Raw genomic sequence first — 19010 nt, 5'->3', positions numbered from 1 at the left:
TTTGTAAAGCCTAATATTGGTGATAGAATGTATAATTCATTAAAAGAAAATTTATCTTCCCTTAAATCGGCTTTCGCAAATTCCGCCGATTTTACGGTGAGAGATATGATATTAAATTCAGATAATAAAACCACATCCGCAGTAATTACAATAGAGGGAATGTGCAGCAAAGAAGTAATCGCACTTTCTATAATTAATCCGATTTTTGATTTTGATTTTAAAAATTCAGACGGCACACAAATTCTTGATGAAATTCGACTTTCGGTTCTCTCTGCAAGTGAAATTGTGGAATTTGAGAGCTTTGATGAGGCAATAATGTTTTTAACTTCAGGTTTTGCTGTAATTGCTGTTGACGGATGCAGTAAAATGCTTGCAATCGGTGTGCAGGGCTTTTCTTTCAGAGGAGTTACCGAACCCGAGAGCGAAGTGGTACAGCGTGGTTCAAAGGAAGGCTTTACCGAACCTTTGAGAATTAATATGACGCTTATCAGACGAAGAATAAAAAGTCCTGACCTTGTATTTGAAACCGCAACAGTCGGTACAACTTCAAAAACTCAACTCTGTATTTGCTATCTGCAAAATTCGGTGTCTAAAATTATCCTTGATAAAATAAGAAAAAGACTGCAGTCAAGTGACCTTGAAATGGTGCTTGCATCGGGTTATTTATCTGAATATCTTGAGGATAAGGGCACAAAGTCTATATTTTCGGGAGTGGGAATTTCCGAGCGCCCCGATACTGTATGCGGAAAACTTATGGAGGGAAGAGTAGCGATTTTGGTTGACGGTACTCCGACCGCAATTATTATTCCGCATATTTTTGTGGAGGAATTTCAGAGTGTGGACGATTATTCAAACCGCCCGTATTATGCAACCTTTATCAGAATATTAAAGTATATTTCGTTTTTCACGGCAATATTTGTACCCGGTATTTATACTGCGTTTGCTCAATTTCATCCCGAGTATTTTCCGAAAGGCTTGCTTTTAAAAGCGTCAACGGCACTTGCGGATACTCCTTTGCCTGTTGCGCTTGAAGTGCTGATAATTATGTTTGTTTATGAAATTATGAGAGAGGCGGGATTGCGGATTCCAAAACCGCTCGGTCACGCCGTCAGCATTGTGGGTGCGCTTGTAATTGGTGAAAGTGCGGTAAATGCAGGGTTTATTGCCTCATCTACCCTTATGATAGTTGCAGTTGCGGCAATCAGCAGTTATGTTACTTCGTCGCTTTATGCACCTATTACAGTGCTTAGATTTGCTTTTGTGGCAGTCGGAGGGATTTTCGGAATGTGGGGGATTGTTCTTATGAGTTGCTTTGTGCTTGCAAATATATGTGCAAAAACTTCTGTCGGTGTTCCGTATATGTCTTCGCTTGCTCCTTTTTCTGTAAGAAGAATGAGAGATGTTTTTGTGCGTGCGGATTGGAAAAGATTATCCCGACATACAATAAGAGTTCAAAAGTTTGCACAAACAAAGGAGAGTGACTCTGATGAAGGGTAAGATAACCCAGGTATATGCAGGGCTGTTTGCCGTTTTTGTTTTTATATTTTTGGGAGTAAAATATAATTATCTCGGCACACTTCCTTTGTGGGCGGTTGTTCTTGAAATTTTATTTATGGCGGTTGTACTCGCAGTGTTTATGCTGCCGTCTTACATTCTCCATAAGTCAACAGGCTGTGATGTGTTTAATGTGTTTTTAAATAAAAGCTCATTGACAAAAATTACATTTTCTTCTCTTTATTGCATATTGTTTGTATTTGCAAGCGTGCGATTTCTTTCACTGTATGTTGATATTCTTATTACTGCGCTGAACTCGAATGCAAATAGGTTTGTACTTGCTGTCGGAATACTTTTTGTATGCGCATACAGTGCGTACAAAGGTGTGTTTACCGCATCAAGATGTGCTCTTATCGGTTCGGTTGTTACGGCAATTTTTATAATAATATTTCTGCTTGGCAATATTTCTGATGTAGAATTAAGCAATCTTTATCGCAGTAACAGTACAGATGATTTTTTTGCCGCACTTTTTTCTTTGCTGCCTGTTTGTGTGTTGCCTGTAATTTTTTCTGTAATATCGGGAAGTTTCAGTCAAAGTAAATCCGCTTTTATATGGTTTCTTGTAATTGCCTTTGTAAGCAGTGCTGTGCTTGTGTTTTTTATGAATACAGTTCTTGCTGATTATGCAGACGGCAGGGAGTTTCCGTATTTTATACTTGCCCAAAATGCCTCCTTCGGACAAATGACGAGTTTTGATTTTCTTTATATGATTTGTATTTCTTTTTGCTCTTTTATAATTGTTTCACTGCTTTTATGCTGTATAAATGAGAGTACAGGTGTAAAGAAAAGAGGAAAAAATACCTTTATATTTACATCGTTGATTTTTGTAATGTATATATGTACCGAGGTTTTTCCTAAAGCAAAGGAGCTTGTGCAGAATGATATTATTTTTGCAGTTATGTGTGCCATATACGCAGTTGTATTACCGATTTACGCTTTGTTCAGCTTGAAAGGAGGCAAACAGGGTGATTAAAAAAGTTTTGGCATTAATGCTTGTTTTAAGCAGTGTATTTTTGTGCGGTTGCGACAACAGTAAAAGGATAGATAAAGCTGTTATTATTGAGTGCATTATAGTTGATAAAAGCGATTACAAATTTATTTATATTTCTGATGAAGAAAAAAGTGAAACTGTCAAAATCGAAGAAGAAAGCCTTGAAAAAGCGCTCAAAACTTTAAAAACCGAGCATAAACCCGAAATTGTACTTTCTAAGCTTGAACTTATAGCATTTGCGGAAAATGTTGACAGCGAAAAATATTACTCTGCATTACAGTATATAAAGAATAATTATGCGGTATCGCCGTCGGTATATACAGCGGTATGCAGTAACGACATTTTAAAATTGCTTGATGAACCGAAAACGCTTGAAAAATGTACTGAACAAATAATGATTTTAGAGAAAAAAGATACCGACATTTCATCAACTCTATTAAAAATGAACAACAACCTTAATAAATCTAAGAAATCATTGCTATATTTACCTCATATTAGTAAAAATAACGGGGTTACAGGCGAAAAAGTTGAAATTATGATAAAAAAATGAAAAATAATTCATAAAAAGACTTTATACTATAAGCGTTTTGTTGTATAATAATTGATGTATAGAATGGAAAGGCTATATACTTTGGGCAAAACTTTTGAATATATTTACCAAAGTAATTTGCGATAATGTAATTAAATTGAGAATAAAATGCTTTAATATAACTTTGTAAACATAAGCCTGTGCAATGAGTAAACATAAGTTGCGGACAGCATAGTCAAAAAATTATTTTTAAAGCGGATTTTTTAAAATCTCGGTTCAATATCATTATTACTGATACAAAGCCTTTCACGAGCATATATTTTAATTATTGAACGGCGGTGGATTTATGGCTAGTGATTTTTCGGTTGCATTATCAAAAATGACTGAAGATTTAGATTTGCAAAAGGTTTATATTGCTGAAAATTTTGAAGAAATCAAAGTTTCAACATTTGAAGTAAATCGTCCGGGACTTGAGCTTACAGGATATTTTGACTTTTTCGACAGCAGCCGACTGCTCCTTTTTGGTACAACAGAGTTTTCGTATCTTTCTCGTTTCGGCTCGGAGGCTCAAAAAATGGTTATTGACTCAATATTGAGCTTTGGCCCGCCTGCGATTATCATTTCAAGAAATATTGAACCACCTATAGCTATGATGGAAAGTGCAAAAACACATAAGGTGTCAATTTTGCGCTCGGCAGAAACAACATCACAGGTTACAGCGGCACTTTTCCAATATCTTAACAAAGAACTTGCGCCTCGAATTACAAGACACGGTGTTCTTGTGGAAGTTTACGGTGAGGGTTGTCTGCTGCTCGGTGACAGCGGTGTAGGTAAGAGTGAAACCGCTATTGAACTTATTAAGCGTGGACACCGTCTTGTTGCCGATGACGCAGTGGAAATCCGAAAAACCTCCACTCACACGCTTATGGGACAGTCACCTGAAAATATCCGACATTTTATTGAACTTAGAGGTATCGGTATTATTAATGCAAGACAGCTTTTCGGTATGGGTTCGGTAAAACTTACGGAAAAAATAGATATTGTTATCAATCTTGAAATTTGGGACAACACCAAGGTTTACGACAGAATGGGACTTGATAATCAGTATATGGATATTTTGGGCGTTGAAGTGCCGACCTTGACCATACCTGTAAAGCCGGGCAGAAACCTTGCCGTTATTATTGAGGTTGCGGCCATGAACAACCGTCAGAAAAAGCTCGGTTATAATGCCGCACAGGAGCTTTTGAGCGCACTCGGTATGGATTTTGATATGTCGCAGACAGAGAAAGTCATCGTTGACAAATGGGAGTAATAACGGGATGAGCAAATGAAATTAGTTGCCGATATGCATACACATTCAATAGCGTCTACACACGCTTATGCCACTATAACGGAAATGGCACAGGAGGCTCACGATCTCGGACTTTTTGCCATTGCAATCACTGACCATGCAAGAACTATGCCGGGAGCACCGGGTCCGTTCTATTTTGAATCCCTTGCTATTTTACCCGCATACATAAAGGGCGTAAGAGTGCTGCACGGAATAGAGGCTAATATATGCGATTACAACGGTAATCTTGACGTTGAGTCGCAGCTGCAGGATAATCTTGAATGGATGGTAGCTTCACTTCACACTTTAACTATTGAGGGCGAGGCAACTGTTGAAAAATGTACACAGGCTTACCTCGGTCTTGCAAAAAATCCTAATGTAAATGTCATTGGTCACAGTGGCAGTGAATACTTTAAATATGACTACGAAAAAGTTATCCCTCAGCTTGCAAAAGATGGCAAACTTATTGAAATTAACGATTCCGCATTCAGATATAAAAAGAGTTGCGCCTCAAATTGTACGCAGATTGCAAAACTTTGTAAAAAATACAAAGCAAGAATTTGCGTGAATACCGATTCGCACTATACCCATACCCTTGGCAGAGGCACCGAAACTCTTAAAATGCTTGAAGATATAGATTTTCCGCAGGAGCTTATTGTTAATGCGAACGAAGAAACCCTGAAAGCATACTTTAAGGAGAAAAATATTTATTATTAACTGGAGTAATTCGATGAATAATATTGAAAATATATATAAATTTGCAGACAGTCTTGCTTGTGAAACAAAGCTTAACGAGCCGATGAAAAAACACACAAGTTTTAAAATCGGCGGCAATGCGGCAGTTTACATAAAGGTTGACAGTCTAAGTAAGCTTTGCAAATTTGTAAGAGAATGTAAACTTACAGATACAAAATATTTCTTGCTCGGTAACGGCAGTAATATACTTGTAGACGATAATGGCATGGATTGCGCTGTTATTAAACTTGACGGCGATTTCAAAGAGATAAGAATGATAGACAGCGAAACCGTTTATTGCGGCGCAGGCGCTACACTTGCTGCTCTTTGTAAATTTGCGCTTAACAACAGTCTTTCCGGCCTTGAGTTTGCCTGGGGAATCCCCGGCACAGTCGGCGGTGCAGTATTTATGAATGCAGGCGCTTACGGCGGAGAGATGAAAGATGTTGTCGTGTCGGTAAATCATATTACAGATGACGGCGCTATCGGCAGAATTGATAAAGAAAATCTTGAATTCGGCTATCGCACAAGTGCTTACCGTAATAATAACTGCATAATCACAGGCATTACACTCAAACTTAAGAGTGATAATCCCGATGATATTCGTCACAGAATGGACGATTTTATGAGCAGACGAATTGATAAACAGCCGCTTGAATTTCCAAGTGCGGGCAGTGTTTTCAAGCGACCCGAGGGAAATTACGCAGGTGCTTTGATAGAACAGTGCGGATTTAAAGGTAAGGGTGTCGGCGGTGCCGAAGTATCGGAAAAACACGCAGGCTTTATTATTAATAAAAGCAATGCCACTGCTAAAGATGTAAAAGAGCTTATTTCTCAAATTCAGACAACTGTTAAAAAAGAAACAGGTTATGATCTTGAATGTGAATTGATAATGCTTTGAAAATAATTATTTATGCAATAATTAAGGCGTAATAGAGGAAGTTGATATTATGGAATTTGTAATTATTTCTGGTATGTCGGGCGCAGGCAAAACAAGTGCGCTGCACATTATGGAGGATATAGGATACTACTGCGTTGACAATATCCCCACCTCACTTTTGCAGACATTATACAAACTTTGCAAAGATTCTTCGGACAAAGCAATGAAAAGAGTTGCGGTTGTGGTTGATGTCAGAGGCAACGGTGATTATGAGGTTATGTATGACGACCTTGAAAACTTCAAGAAAAATAACGAGGGCGTAAGTATTCTTTATATTGACGCAAAAGTCGACAGCCTTATTGTGCGCTATAAAGAAACAAGAAGAAGACATCCGCTTACCGAAAGACTTAAGGACGGCTCTGTTGCCGCCGCCGTAAAGGAAGAGCAAAGATTGCTTGTTCCCGTAAAAACACTTGCCGATTACAGTATTGATACGACATTTATGTCAATTAAACAGCTTAGAGAACGCATTATTTCGATGTTTCTTGAGAACAGCTCCAACAGTATTATGATTACTTTTATGTCTTTTGGGTTTAAGTACGGTATTCCGCTTGAATCTGATTTGATTATAGATGTTCGTTGTTTGCCTAATCCGTTTTATATTGCGGAACTTAAGGAACATACGGGACTTGAAAAATGTATTCAGGACTATGTGCTTGACAGTGAAGAAACACAGGAATTTGTAAAAAGACTTATTGACTGGCTTGACTATTCATTGCCTTTGTATCTTAAAGAAGGCAAAAGCGAGCTTGTAGTCGGCATAGGCTGTACAGGCGGCAAACACCGCAGTGTTACAATTGCGGAATTGCTTGATAACTATTTTATGGAAAAAGGTTACAAGTGCATTGTACAGCACAGAGATGTAAAAAAATAACGAGGTGTAAATAGTGTCGTTTTCCTCCGAAGTTAAAAAGGAGCTATGCTCTGTTAATGCTGTAGATACCGAACAAAAAAAGGCAGAGCTTTACGGCCTACTTATTTTCTCTAAGGTATTTAAAAAAGATAAAATTGTTCTTACAACCGAAAACAGTGATGTTTCTAAAAAAGTGACGGATTTGCTTGAAGAACTTTATATGCCGATTATCGAAAAAGAAACCACTTTGCGTGTCAGAACCACAGAGCATCACCTTTCTAAAATTTCACTTATAAATGCCGATGACTGTTTAAGAATTTTTGATGATTACGGTCATCACGACAATGATATATCGCTAAGAGTAAACAGAGCCAATATAAGCAGTGACGAACTTGTGGCGGCTTTTTTACGAGGAGCTTTTGAGGGCTGCGGTTCGGTGTCTGACCCGATGAAAAGTTACCACGCCGAGTTTTGTGTGCCGCATAAAAATCTGTCGGTCGATTTGTGTAAAATTCTTTCAGAAATACCCGAATGTGATTTTACGCCGAAAACAGTTGTGCGCAACGGCAGTTATGTTGTCTATTTTAAAGGCAGTGAGCAAATTTGTGATTTGCTTACATACATAGGCGCAACAAATTGTGCTATGGAAATTATGGGTACAAAGGCTGTAAAACAGGTGCGCAATAACATTAACAGGCGCATAAACAGTGAGGTTGCCAATATAACCAAAATTGCGTCAGCTTCGGCAAAGCAGCTTGCGGCGATACAAAAAATCAAAGACAAAAAGGGAATAGAGTCTTTGCCCGACGATTTAAGAGAAATAGCCGTGTTAAGACTTGAAAATCCCGAAATGTCGCTGAGAGATTTGGGACAAAACCTTTCTGTGCCGATAAGCCGCAGCGGCGCAAACCACAGAATGAACAGATTACTTGAATATGCAGAGGATCTTGAATAATGAATAAAAAATTAACTTTTGAACAAGCTGACGCTAAACTTGACGAGGTTGTGGCTAAACTTGAAAATTCACAACTTCCGCTCAAAGAAAGTGTTGATTGCTACACAGAGGCTTGCGAATTACTTGCTTTTTGTATGCAGGAACTTTCGGAAAGCAAAGGCAAAATTGAAGATATTAATACAAAGTTAAATAATATTTGTACTACAGACGGTGATGAATAATGACTGATTATATAAAACAAACCGAACAGGCTCTTTATGATTATTTGCCTGACTTAAATTGCAGAGAAAAAGAACTTATCGAGTCTATGAAATACAGCCTTGAGGCAGGCGGAAAAAGAGTAAGACCTAATCTTGTATTCAGTTTTAACGAACTTTGCAATGGCAAGACCGAGGCTGCGGTACCTTTTGCTTGTGCGGTTGAGATGATACACACATATTCGCTTATTCACGATGATCTGCCTTGTATGGATAATGACGATATGCGCAGAGGCAAACCGTCAAATCATAAGGTGTACGGTGAAGATATTGCTTTGCTTGCGGGAGATGCATTGCAGTCGCTCGCTTTTGAAATTATGACAAGCGACAAGGCAATCAGCCAAAGCTCGGCTGCTGCGTGTTGTAAAGCTGTAAATACCCTTGCGGCTTATTGCGGTGCAAGAGGTATGGTCGGCGGTCAGGTTATTGACCTTATTAATGAAAATAAATCAGCACCGATTGAAGTGTTGAGAGAAATGGATTATAAAAAAACAGCTTGTCTTATAAAGGCGGCTTGTGAGCTTGGATGTATTTCTGCGAATGCTGATGATAAACTTATAAAATCAGCATCTAAATACGGCGAGTGTATAGGTATTGCTTTCCAGATCCAGGACGATATTCTTGATGTTACTTCCACTGACGAAGAACTCGGAAAACCTGTAGGCAGTGACAACGAAAACGCTAAGTCAACATATGTGTCGCTTCTCGGTATAGAAAAGTGCAGAGAACTTGTTGCTGAACTTACAGATAAGGCAAAAACGGCTCTTAATGCTTTTGACGGTGATACAACGGCTTTGTGCGATTTTGCGGATTACCTTGCAAGCCGTAAAAAATAATTTATTATGAATATGAAAAAGGATAAGGAGGGAGAAAATGGGTGACTATGAGTTACTGTCAAAAATAAAATCGCCTGCCGATGTAAAAAGGCTTGATGAAAAAGATTTGGCGAAATTATGCAGTGAAATACGAGAAAAATTGATTGAAACCGTATCGCTCAACGGCGGTCACCTTTCTCCGAATTTAGGCGTTGTGGAACTTACCGTGGCACTCCACAGAACTTTTAATTTGCCCAAAGACAGCATTGTATGGGATGTGGGACATCAGAGTTATACTCATAAATTGCTTACGGGAAGATTTGACGATTTTTATACATTGCGCCAAAAAGGCGGCATTTCGGGTTTCCCTAAACGCAGTGAAAGCAAGTATGATGATTTTAATACAGGCCACAGCAGTACATCTATTTCTGCGGCATACGGTATTGCAAGAGCAAAGATGTTAAGCGGAGATCAGAGCCATACGGTTGCCGTAATCGGTGACGGCTCATTTACGGGCGGACTTGCTTTTGAGGCAATGAACAATGCCGGACGATTCAAAAAGAATTTTATTGTTATTCTTAATGACAATAAAATGTCAATTTCTAAAAATGTCGGTGCTTTTCCGAGATATCTTACCACGGTAAGAATACAACCGTGGTATATAAGAGTAAAGAAAAATACGGAAAAGGTGCTTTCTAAAATTCCTCTGTTCGGCAGACCGATAAGCGCATTTTTAAGAAGAAGTAAGTCAAAAATTAAAAATCTTGTGTACAAAAATACTTTGTTTGATTGCTTTGGCTTTACATATATCGGTCCTATTGACGGTCACGATATACCGGAACTTGAAAATGCACTTTCAGCCGCAAAGAAAATCAATTCACCCGTACTTTTGCATGTTGTTACTAAGAAAGGCAAGGGATATTTACCTGCAGAAGAAAATCCGGGCACTTTCCACGGAATCGGCAAATTCGATATTGATTCGGGCGAACCTATATCTTCTCATAAAGGATTTTCTGCTGAATTTGGTAACACACTTTGTGAACTTGCGGAAAAAGATAAAAAAATCTGTGCTATTACCGCCGCAATGGCAAAGGGCACAGGACTTGAGAAATTTTCTATCTATCATAAAGAGAGATTTTTTGATGTCGGAATTGCGGAAGAACACGCCGTGACTTTTGCGTGCGGACTTGCCTCAAAGGGTATGCGTCCTGTATTTGCGGTTTATTCGACATTTTTACAGAGGTCATATGACCAGATTATACATGATGCGGCAATGAGCGGACTGCACATTGTGCTTGCTATTGACAGAGCGGGAATTGTCGGTGATGACGGCGAAACACATCAGGGCGTATTTGATGTATCTATGCTTAATTCAATTCCGAATGTCACAATTTTTTCTCCGACATATTTTGACGGACTGAAATGTGCGCTTAATTCCGCAATTTATGTTTGCAACAATGTTGCCGCCGTAAGATACCCTCGTGGCGGTGAACTTTATAAGCCCGATGATTTTGGCGAAGAAAGCATTACTTATGATGTTTACGGCAACAAAGATTGCGGCAAGCTGATTATCACTTACGGCAAATTATTCTCTTATGCCTGCAAAGCAAAAGAAATGCTTGCGGAAAAAGGCATAGAAGTTTGTATTTTAAAACTTTGTAAAATCAAACCGATTGACCCGTCGGCATTTGATTTTGCAACCGAATTTAATACGGTGTGGTTTTTTGAAGAGGGAATAAAAACAGGCAGTGTTGCCAGAAATTTCGGTGATGCTTTGCTTGCAAGACAGTTTAACGGCTGTTATCATATAAAAACCATTGGCGATAAATTTGTAAAACAGATGTCGGTATCCGAGGCTTTGCATATGCTCAAACTCGATGCAGAGGGTATGGCTGATGTAGTCTTGGAAGACCTTGACAGGATTGGAAACAGATAATGAAAAAAAGACTTGATATACTCGTATATGAAAACGGATTTACTGACAGCCGTGAAAAAGCAAAAGCTGTAATTATGGCAGGTCAGGTATATGTGGATAACCAGAAAGCCGACAAATGCGGTCAGAGCTATGACGAAAACTGCAAAATTGAAGTGCGTGGCTCAACTCAAAAATATGTAAGCCGTGGCGGACTGAAACTTGAAAAAGCTATAAATAATTTTGATTTTGACTTAAACGGAAAAATCACTATGGATATAGGTGCTTCGACAGGCGGATTTACCGACTGTATGCTGCAAAACGGCGCAAAGAAAGTTTATTCCATTGATGTAGGTTACGGTCAGCTTGCTTGGAAACTCAGAAACGATGAAAGGGTTGTAAACCTTGAACGCACAAATATGAGAAAGGTTACAAGGGAGCAAGTGCCTGATGAAATTGACTTTTTCTCGGTTGATGTTTCTTTTATTTCTCTCAAACTTATTTTACCTGTGGCAAGGCAACTTATGGCTGAAAACGCACAGGCTGTTTGCCTTATTAAGCCACAGTTTGAGGCAGGCAGAGAAAAGGTAGGCAAAAAGGGCGTTGTGCGTGATCCTGCCGTGCATATTGAAGTTGTACGGAATATTTTTAATTTCTGCCTTGAAAACGGCTTTGATGTTTTAAATCTTGATTATTCACCGATCAAAGGTCCGGAGGGCAATATAGAGTATCTCATTCACTTGAGAAAGAGTGATGACCCCAAGTCATATACAGAGATTACTCCTGAAGAACTTGTCAAAAATTCTCATAGTCAGCTTGATAAATAAGCAATAAGATATTATTGCCTGTACAAGAAAGGAAGGGCAGTTATGAAAATAGCTGTAGTGGTTAATCTCAGCAAGGAAAAAGCAATTTCCTGTGCAAAAGAGATAGCAATACTTTTTCTTGGAGAAAACGCTGATGTAGTTATGCTCAGCGAATGTAAACCTTTTTATAAAGGAATAAATATAAGTTATGTCGATACCATTGACGAGCTTTTCGGCTGTTGCGATGCGGCGGTTACGGCGGGTGGTGACGGTACTATTATTCATGCCGCAAAATATGCTGCGGTAAATAATGTTCCGCTTATAGGCGTAAATGTAGGCAGGCTCGGTTTTGCCGCAGACCTTGAACCCGATGATATCGGCAGATTAAAAAAACTTGTAAATAAAGAATATACAACAGAAAAAAGAATACTTCTTGATGTCGAGGTAAACAAAGACGGTGAAACAAAGCATTATCTTGCGGTAAATGACGCTGTAATTGCAAGAGGTCAGTTTTCAAAAATAATTGATATTAATTTGTATCTGGATGATGAATGGATTGCAAAATACAGAGCCGACGGTTTGCTTTTTGCTACCCCTACAGGTTCAACGGCTTATTCTCTTTCGGCAGGCGGTCCTATAGTTGCACCGCAGACGGACTGCATTATCGCCACTCCTGTCTGTCCTCATTCATTACATTCACGCTCGGTTTTGTTTGACGGCAGTGCAAGTCTTGCGGTTACGGTTCAAATTCCTGCCGATTGCTGCTGCTTACTTACTGTTGACGGCGAAAAAAATGTTGATATTCTTTCGGAAGACACAGTCAAAATCAAAAAATCAGAGCTTTGTCTTGAGCTTATTTCGTTGAGAAAGCGTAATTTCTTTAAGCTGCTTAACGAAAAGCTGAAAGAGAGGGAAATGTAATGAAATCAGGACGACACGCAAGAATACTTGAGCTTATTTCAGAACAGTCTATAGAAACTCAAGACGATCTTCTTAATTGCCTTAAGCGTGACGGTTACAAGGCTACGCAGGCGACAATTTCAAGAGACATAAAAGACCTTCGCCTTGTAAAGGCACTTGATTCAGACGGAAAATACCGTTATATGTCACCCGCAAAAAATCAAAATGAAAAAAAATCAAGTCTTAAGTCAATGTTTTCCACAGCCGTAAATTCCATAGATGCGGCTCAAAACATTGTTGTTATAAGAACTATGGTAGGTATGGCACAGGCGGTTTGTACTTCGCTTGATTCACTTGACCACTCGGAAATTGTAGGAACTATTGCAGGCGACGATACGATTTTTGTTGCCTGCCGTACGGTAAATGACGCAGAAAATCTTACCGAGGAGCTTAAAAAGCTGCTCTGAACAGGGATGATGTTATATGCTTACAACTTTATATATAGAAAATATAGCGGTTATCGAAAAGACTTCTATTGACTTTTCGCAGGGACTTAATGTACTTACAGGTGAAACCGGTGCAGGTAAAAGTATTATTATAGATTCAATCAACGCTATTATGGGACAGCGTACTTCAAAAGAACTTGTGCGTACCGGCGCAAAAACAGCGCTTGTAACCGCACAGTTTGATGATGTAAACGATACCGTAAAAGCAAAGCTTGCGGAACTTGGATACAACAATGAAGATGACGATACTTTAATATTGCAGCGTACGATTTCCGCAACGGGAAAAAGCAGTTGTAAAATCAATGCAAGACCTGCGAGTGTTACTGTATTAAAAGAGGTTGCGAAAAATCTTATTAATATTCACGGTCAGCACGAAAGTTACGAACTTTTTTCGCCTGATACACATATAGATTATATCGACAGCTTTGGCGAATTAAAAAACGAGCTTGAAGATTACCGAGAAAAATATAAAAAGTATAAGGCGTTGAAAAAGCAGCTTAACGAGGCTAATTCAGATGAGTCTGCAAGATTGCACGAAATTGATTTGCTTACCTATCAGACAACAGAGCTTTTCAATGCCGATGTTCAGCCCGATGAGATAGAACAGCTTGAAAACGAACGCATTATTCTGATGAATTCCGAAAAGATTTTTACTCTGCTTAATGATTCGAGAGAACTTCTTGACGGAGATGAAAGAACCGCAGGCGGTATTGAGGCTGTTGAAAGTGCGATGAATTATATTCAGAGAGCGGCGTCACTCAATGCGGATTATGAAAGTATTTCCGAGAGCATCACGGATGTTTATTATAATCTGAGAGATTGTATAGAGTCGATTTCCGATGCCGCCGATTCGGTTGAAAGCGATCCGCAAAGGCTTGAAGAAATTGATGAAAGACTAGATTTGTTAAATCGTCTTACAAGAAAGTACGGCTGCGAATGTAATGAATTACCTGCACTTGCCGAAAAAATGCAGACAAGACTTGAAGAGCTTTTAAGCTATGATAAGAACAGAGATCAGCTTGAGGCTGACTATAAAGAATCCGAATACAATGCAAGGGTTTCCGCACAAAAATTAAGTTCAATACGAAAAAAGACGGCAAAAGTATTTTCTGAACGAGTGCGTGAAGAAATGAGCTTTTTAAATATGCCGAATGTTCAGATAGTAACTCAATTTGAAAATACAGACTTTTACGAAAAAGGAACAGACAAGGTAGAATTTCTTATTTCCGCAAACCCCGGCGAACCGCCAAGACCGGTTGCAAAGATTGCCTCGGGCGGTGAGCTTTCAAGAATGATGCTTGCAATAAAAACAGTGCTTGCAAGCACAGAAGATATAGATACTTTGATTTTTGATGAGGTCGATACAGGTATTTCGGGTTCAGCCGCTCAAAAGGTCGGATTAAAACTCAAAGAAGTTTCAAAAAGCAGTCAGGTGCTCTGCGTAACACATCAGGCACAGCTTGCGGCGCTTGCCGACGCTCATTATCTTATAAGCAAACAGGTCGAGGACGGCAGAACATTTACGCAGGTAAAGCTGCTTGACTTTGACGGCAGAAAGCATGAGCTTGCAAGAATAATAGGTGGCGTAAATATTACAGACGCAGCGCTTGCACATGCCGAATCAATGCTTAAAGAGAGTGAAATTTTGTAAGCGGCAGTTAAAAGGTAATTAAGGAGAATGGCATTTTGAAGAATTGGATAGTATCCGAAATCAACAAGGATGAAGCAAAAAGAATACAAACAGAATACGGATTACCTCCAATACTTGCAATGTTGTTGCAGATCAGAGGCATTACAAAAAGAGAGGAAATCGAGGATTTTTTGCAGAACGACAGCGTTATTGCATCACCTTTTGAAATTAAAGATATGAAAAAAGGTGCTGACAGAATTTTATCTGCAATTGACAATGATGAGCTTATATGCGTTTACGGAGATTACGATGCGGACGGCGTCACTTCTACGGCACTTTTGTACTCTTATCTTGAAACGGTCGGTGCAAACGCTATGTATTATATTCCGTCAAGAGAAACAGAAGGTTACGGAATGAATAAAGGCGCAATCGATATTCTCGCTGAAAAGGGAGTAAAGTTGATTGTTACCGTCGATAACGGAATAGCCGCTGTGGAAGAAATTGATTACGCAAACTCTCTTGGTATTGACACTGTAATTACTGATCACCACCAACCGACGGGAAAAATACCCAATGCTGTTGCGGTAATCGATATGCATCAATCCGACTGTCCGAGTAAGTACAAAATGCTTTCGGGTGTCGGTGTAGCCTTTAAATTGGTTATGGCGCTTGAGGGCGAAAACTGCGATGTATCGTCCCTGCTTGACAATTACTCTGACCTGCTCTGTATAGGAACAGTCGGAGATATTGTGGAATTAAAAAGCGAAAACAGAGTGTTTGTCAAGCGTGGACTTGTTAATATTCAGGAAAGCGACAGAGCAGGTATTAATGCTCTTATTGAAACCGCAGGAATTGCCGGCAAAAAGATTACTTCGGGCAATGTATCATTTACACTTGTTCCGAGAATAAATGCGGTCGGTAGGCTCGGCTTTTCGGGAAAATCGGTTTCACTGCTGCTGACCGATGATGAAAACGAGGCAATGAGTATTGCAAAACAGCTTAATGAAGATAACAACGAGCGTAAGGAAATCGAAAAAAATATATTAATGAAGATTGACGAAATGGTCAAAGCAAATCCTCATATTACAAATGACCGTGTGCTTGTTATCGACGGCGAGGGTTGGCATCAGGGTGTTATCGGAATCGTGGCGGCAAAGGTCAAAGAATTTTTCGGTAAGCCTACTGTTATTATTTCCCGTGACGGAGACGAGGCAAAGGGCTCGGGCAGAAGTGTTGAGGGATTTTCCCTTTGTGATGCGGTTTTTGCCTGCTCGGATTTACTTACACATTGCGGCGGTCACCCTATGGCGGCAGGACTTTCACTAAAAAGCAAAAATATTGAATTGTTCCGCCAAAGAATTAACGAATATGCCCTTAAGCAGGAAAATATGCCGTTTAATGCGTGTAATATTGACTGCAGGTTAAATCCTGCTTTAATAAGCGTTCAGCTTGTTGAACCGCTTGCGTATCTTGCTCCTTACGGTGCGGGTAATCCTACACCGCTTGTCGGGTTGTATAAAATGACTCTTTCACAGATTACTCCGCTGTCACAAAATAAGCATTTAAGGCTGCAGTTTAAACGCAATAATTCGACAGTATCGGTTATGAATTTCTTTACCACGCAACAGGAATTTCCTTATAAAGTAGGAGATGTACTTGACCTTGCGGTTACGCTCGATATAAACGAATTTAACGGTCAACGCAATGTTTCCATAATATTAAAGGAAATAAAACCGTCAGTGCTTGATACCAAAGACTTCTTGCAAAGTCAGAGGAACTACGAAGATTTTAAACTCGGTTTAAATCTTACAAATGCGCAAATAACCGATCTTTTGCCTACTCGTGAAGATTTTGCAATACTATATGTATTCTTAAGAAAATCGGGAGGCTATGCCTATCCTATCGAAACGCTTGTACATAAACTTGATTATAAATTGTCTATCGGAAAAATCAGGATTATTCTTGACGCAATGAGCGAACTGTCGCTTATTGAGGTGATTGAAGGAATAAACAGCGCACAAATCAGAGTTTCCGAAGTGTCGCAAAAGGTTGATCTTAATTCAGCCGATACGGTTATAAAATTGAGGGGGATGCAGTAATGAGTAAATATTCAGGAATAGCACATTATCAGGATTTCAACGAGCTTGTAAAGTTGCTTGGCCAGTCAAACAGTACATATGATATTGACAAAATTACAAAAGCATACAAGTTTGCCGAAAAGGCTCATGGCGACCAAAGAAGAGTGTCGGGCATTCCTTATATTCTGCACCCGACTTCCGTTGCCTGTATTCTTGCCGAACTCGGTATGGATACAGACGCAATCTGCGCCGCACTTCTTCACGATGTTGTTGAGGATACTCCTACAACGCTTGAGGAAGTTGAAAAACTTTTCGGTGCGGATGTTGCAAGGCTGATTGACGGTGTTACCAAGATTTCAAAAATCGCTTTTTCTTCAAGAGAGCAAAGACAGGCAGAAAACATCAGAAAAATGCTTATTGCAATGGCTAACGACATCAGAGTAATTATTATTAAACTTGCCGACCGTTTGCATAATATGCGTACAATAAGCTGTATGCCTGAGCAGAGCAGAAGAGATAAGGCTCACGAAAATATGCAGGTATATGCTCCTATTGCTCACCGCCTCGGTATCAAAACCATAAAAGACGAGCTTGAGGATTTGTCTTTGCAGTACCTTGACCCGATTGGTTACAAGGAGATTGAAGATGCTATCAGCCTTTCGGAAAACGACCGTGACAAGTTTATTGAATCTATAAAAAATCAAATTCTTGAAAAAACAAATAATATAATAAAAAATGTTTACATAAGCGGCAGAGTAAAGAGTGTTTACAGTATTTACCGCAAAACATTTATGCAGGGCAAAACGATTGACCAAATTTTTGATGTCTTTGCAGTGCGTGTAATTGTAGATACCGTATCGGATTGTTATAATGTACTCGGCGTAGTTCACGATATTTTTAAACCTATTCCGAACCGTTTTAAAGATTATATTTCTATGCCTAAGCCGAATATGTATCAGTCATTGCACACAACCGTACTTGACAAGAGAGCCATTCCTTTTGAAGTTCAGATAAGAACATGGGAAATGCACTACACCGCCGAATACGGTATCGCAGCGCACTGGAAGTATAAACTCGGTATGGGTGCGGGCGGAAAAGGCGAAAGTACCCGCCTTGCCGAAAACATCGAGAAAGTCAAAAATATGATTCTCGATCAGCTTGAAGCCGAAGATGTAACGGATATTGCAAAGAATATCAGAAATGACTTTGAAGAAAACGATGTTTATGTATTTACACCAAAGGGCGATGTAATGGTTATACCGAACGGTTCAACCCCTATTGACCTCGCCTATATTATTCACACACAGGTAGGACACCGAATGGTCGGCGCTAAAGTAAACGGAAAAATCGTGCCGATTGACTATAAATTAAAAACGGGTGAAATCTGCGAGATTATTACTCAAAAAGAAGAGCATCCTAATAAAGCGTGGATAGATATTTGTAAGACTGCTTCTGCAAAGTCAAAAATTCGTCAGTGGTATAAGCACGAAAAGCGTGACGAAAACATTGCCGAAGGTAAGCAGATGCTTGAAAAAGAATTTAAGCGCAACGGCATTAATCTTTCCGATGAAGAGTTTGTTGAGTTTATTGAAAAAATGCTTATGAAAAAGCAGTATGTAACTCTCGACGATGTTTATGCCGCAATCGGTTACGGCGGTATTCAGCTTTGGAAAGTTATGCCGAGAATTAAGGAAGAATACCAGAAAACCTATGCCGCAGATATAGAAAAAATCGAAGTTCCGCAAGCTCCCCGTAAAAAGCCAAAGGCATCTTCGGGTGTTGTAATTGAGGGTACAGACGATGTTCTGGTTAAGTTCTCAAATTGTTGTAATCCTTTGCCGGGCGATGAGATTATAGGTTATATTACGAGAGGTTACGGAGTATCAATCCATAAGAGGGAATGTACAAATGTTCCTAAGAATCTTAATGACTGCGAAGAACCTGAAAGATGGGTAAGCTGTTATTGGGAAGACAAGGCAGGAGAGGCATTCCGCAGTACATTGCAGATTATTGCTACCGACAGAACAGGACTTCTTGCAGATGTAACAATCAAACTTTCAAATATGCACATCTTTATTCATTCTCTTAATTCAAGAGAAGTCGGCGACGGCAAAGCTATGGTAACCGCTACTATTGATGTTACAGGTAAAAATCACCTTAAAGGTGTAATTTCAAAACTTTCTGACATCAGCGGAATTATTGAGATTAAGAGGTTATAA

At 39.4% G+C, this 19010-nt stretch carries 17 protein-coding genes; all 17 read left to right on the top strand.

Annotated elements, in window-relative coordinates:
• Nucleotides 1-27: 27 nt before the first annotated feature.
• On the top strand, nucleotides 28-1497 hold the full coding sequence (locus tag KGF34_RS04270) for a spore germination protein (protein ID WP_252559930.1): 1470 nt from the start codon (nucleotides 28-30) through the stop codon (nucleotides 1495-1497).
• A complete protein-coding gene (locus tag KGF34_RS04265; RefSeq protein WP_252559929.1) occupies nucleotides 1487-2527 on the top strand; it encodes a GerAB/ArcD/ProY family transporter in 1041 nt (346 codons plus the stop codon). The genes KGF34_RS04270 and KGF34_RS04265 overlap by 11 nt, the downstream gene beginning before the upstream one ends.
• Nucleotides 2520-3095 carry a hypothetical protein gene (locus KGF34_RS04260; RefSeq protein ID WP_195410073.1) on the top strand — a complete coding sequence of 192 codons (576 nt, stop codon included), beginning with the start codon at nucleotides 2520-2522 and terminating at the stop codon, nucleotides 3093-3095. Before KGF34_RS04265 ends, KGF34_RS04260 begins: the two co-directional genes overlap by 8 nt.
• A 325-nt stretch (nucleotides 3096-3420) precedes the next feature.
• Nucleotides 3421-4386: an HPr(Ser) kinase/phosphatase gene (hprK, locus tag KGF34_RS04255; RefSeq protein WP_252559927.1), complete on the top strand. Its 966-nt coding sequence runs from the start codon at nucleotides 3421-3423 to the stop codon at nucleotides 4384-4386.
• Between the two features lie 15 nt (nucleotides 4387-4401).
• Nucleotides 4402-5121 carry a phosphatase gene (locus tag KGF34_RS04250; protein WP_252559920.1) on the top strand — a complete coding sequence of 240 codons (720 nt, stop codon included), beginning with the start codon at nucleotides 4402-4404 and terminating at the stop codon, nucleotides 5119-5121.
• A gap of 13 nt (nucleotides 5122-5134) precedes the next feature.
• On the top strand, nucleotides 5135-6040 hold the full coding sequence (gene murB, locus KGF34_RS04245) for a UDP-N-acetylmuramate dehydrogenase (protein ID WP_252559918.1): 906 nt from the start codon (nucleotides 5135-5137) through the stop codon (nucleotides 6038-6040).
• A gap of 49 nt (nucleotides 6041-6089) precedes the next feature.
• Nucleotides 6090-6953, top strand: coding sequence for an RNase adapter RapZ (gene rapZ / locus KGF34_RS04240; RefSeq protein WP_022235432.1), 864 nt, complete (start codon nucleotides 6090-6092; stop codon nucleotides 6951-6953).
• A 13-nt stretch (nucleotides 6954-6966) separates the two neighbouring features.
• Nucleotides 6967-7887 (top strand): DNA-binding protein WhiA, encoded by a 921-nt coding sequence (gene whiA, locus KGF34_RS04235; RefSeq protein ID WP_186934611.1) that lies wholly within the window; start codon nucleotides 6967-6969, stop codon nucleotides 7885-7887.
• On the top strand, nucleotides 7887-8108 hold the full coding sequence (gene xseB, locus KGF34_RS04230; protein WP_186934612.1) for an exodeoxyribonuclease VII small subunit: 222 nt from the start codon (nucleotides 7887-7889) through the stop codon (nucleotides 8106-8108). The genes whiA and xseB overlap by 1 nt, the downstream gene beginning before the upstream one ends.
• On the top strand, nucleotides 8108-8980 hold the full coding sequence (locus KGF34_RS04225; RefSeq protein ID WP_252559916.1) for a polyprenyl synthetase family protein: 873 nt from the start codon (nucleotides 8108-8110) through the stop codon (nucleotides 8978-8980). The genes xseB and KGF34_RS04225 overlap by 1 nt, the downstream gene beginning before the upstream one ends.
• Before the next feature lie 37 nt (nucleotides 8981-9017).
• Nucleotides 9018-10895, top strand: coding sequence for a 1-deoxy-D-xylulose-5-phosphate synthase (gene dxs / locus KGF34_RS04220; protein ID WP_252559914.1), 1878 nt, complete (start codon nucleotides 9018-9020; stop codon nucleotides 10893-10895).
• Nucleotides 10895-11698 carry a TlyA family RNA methyltransferase gene (locus tag KGF34_RS04215; protein WP_022235437.1) on the top strand — a complete coding sequence of 268 codons (804 nt, stop codon included), beginning with the start codon at nucleotides 10895-10897 and terminating at the stop codon, nucleotides 11696-11698. Before dxs ends, KGF34_RS04215 begins: the two co-directional genes overlap by 1 nt.
• Nucleotides 11699-11740: 42 nt before the next feature.
• On the top strand, nucleotides 11741-12598 hold the full coding sequence (locus tag KGF34_RS04210; protein ID WP_022235438.1) for an NAD(+)/NADH kinase: 858 nt from the start codon (nucleotides 11741-11743) through the stop codon (nucleotides 12596-12598).
• Nucleotides 12598-13044, top strand: coding sequence for an arginine repressor (gene argR / locus KGF34_RS04205; RefSeq protein WP_252559912.1), 447 nt, complete (start codon nucleotides 12598-12600; stop codon nucleotides 13042-13044). Before KGF34_RS04210 ends, argR begins: the two co-directional genes overlap by 1 nt.
• A gap of 16 nt (nucleotides 13045-13060) precedes the next feature.
• On the top strand, nucleotides 13061-14734 hold the full coding sequence (gene recN / locus KGF34_RS04200) for a DNA repair protein RecN (RefSeq protein WP_252559910.1): 1674 nt from the start codon (nucleotides 13061-13063) through the stop codon (nucleotides 14732-14734).
• A 35-nt stretch (nucleotides 14735-14769) separates the two neighbouring features.
• Nucleotides 14770-16812 (top strand): single-stranded-DNA-specific exonuclease RecJ, encoded by a 2043-nt coding sequence (gene recJ, locus KGF34_RS04195; RefSeq protein WP_252559909.1) that lies wholly within the window; start codon nucleotides 14770-14772, stop codon nucleotides 16810-16812.
• Entirely contained in the window at nucleotides 16812-19010 is a 2199-nt protein-coding gene (locus tag KGF34_RS04190) for a bifunctional (p)ppGpp synthetase/guanosine-3',5'-bis(diphosphate) 3'-pyrophosphohydrolase (protein ID WP_252559908.1), read from the top strand. The genes recJ and KGF34_RS04190 overlap by 1 nt, the downstream gene beginning before the upstream one ends.

Origin of the sequence: Ruminococcus sp. FMBCY1 (genome assembly GCF_023921805.1) — a bacterium.
In the GTDB taxonomy this organism is placed as follows: domain Bacteria; phylum Bacillota; class Clostridia; order Oscillospirales; family Acutalibacteraceae; genus Ruminococcoides; species Ruminococcoides intestinale_A.
Note: the sequence above shows the minus strand (reverse complement) of the source record. Positions and strands in the feature narration are given on the sequence as shown.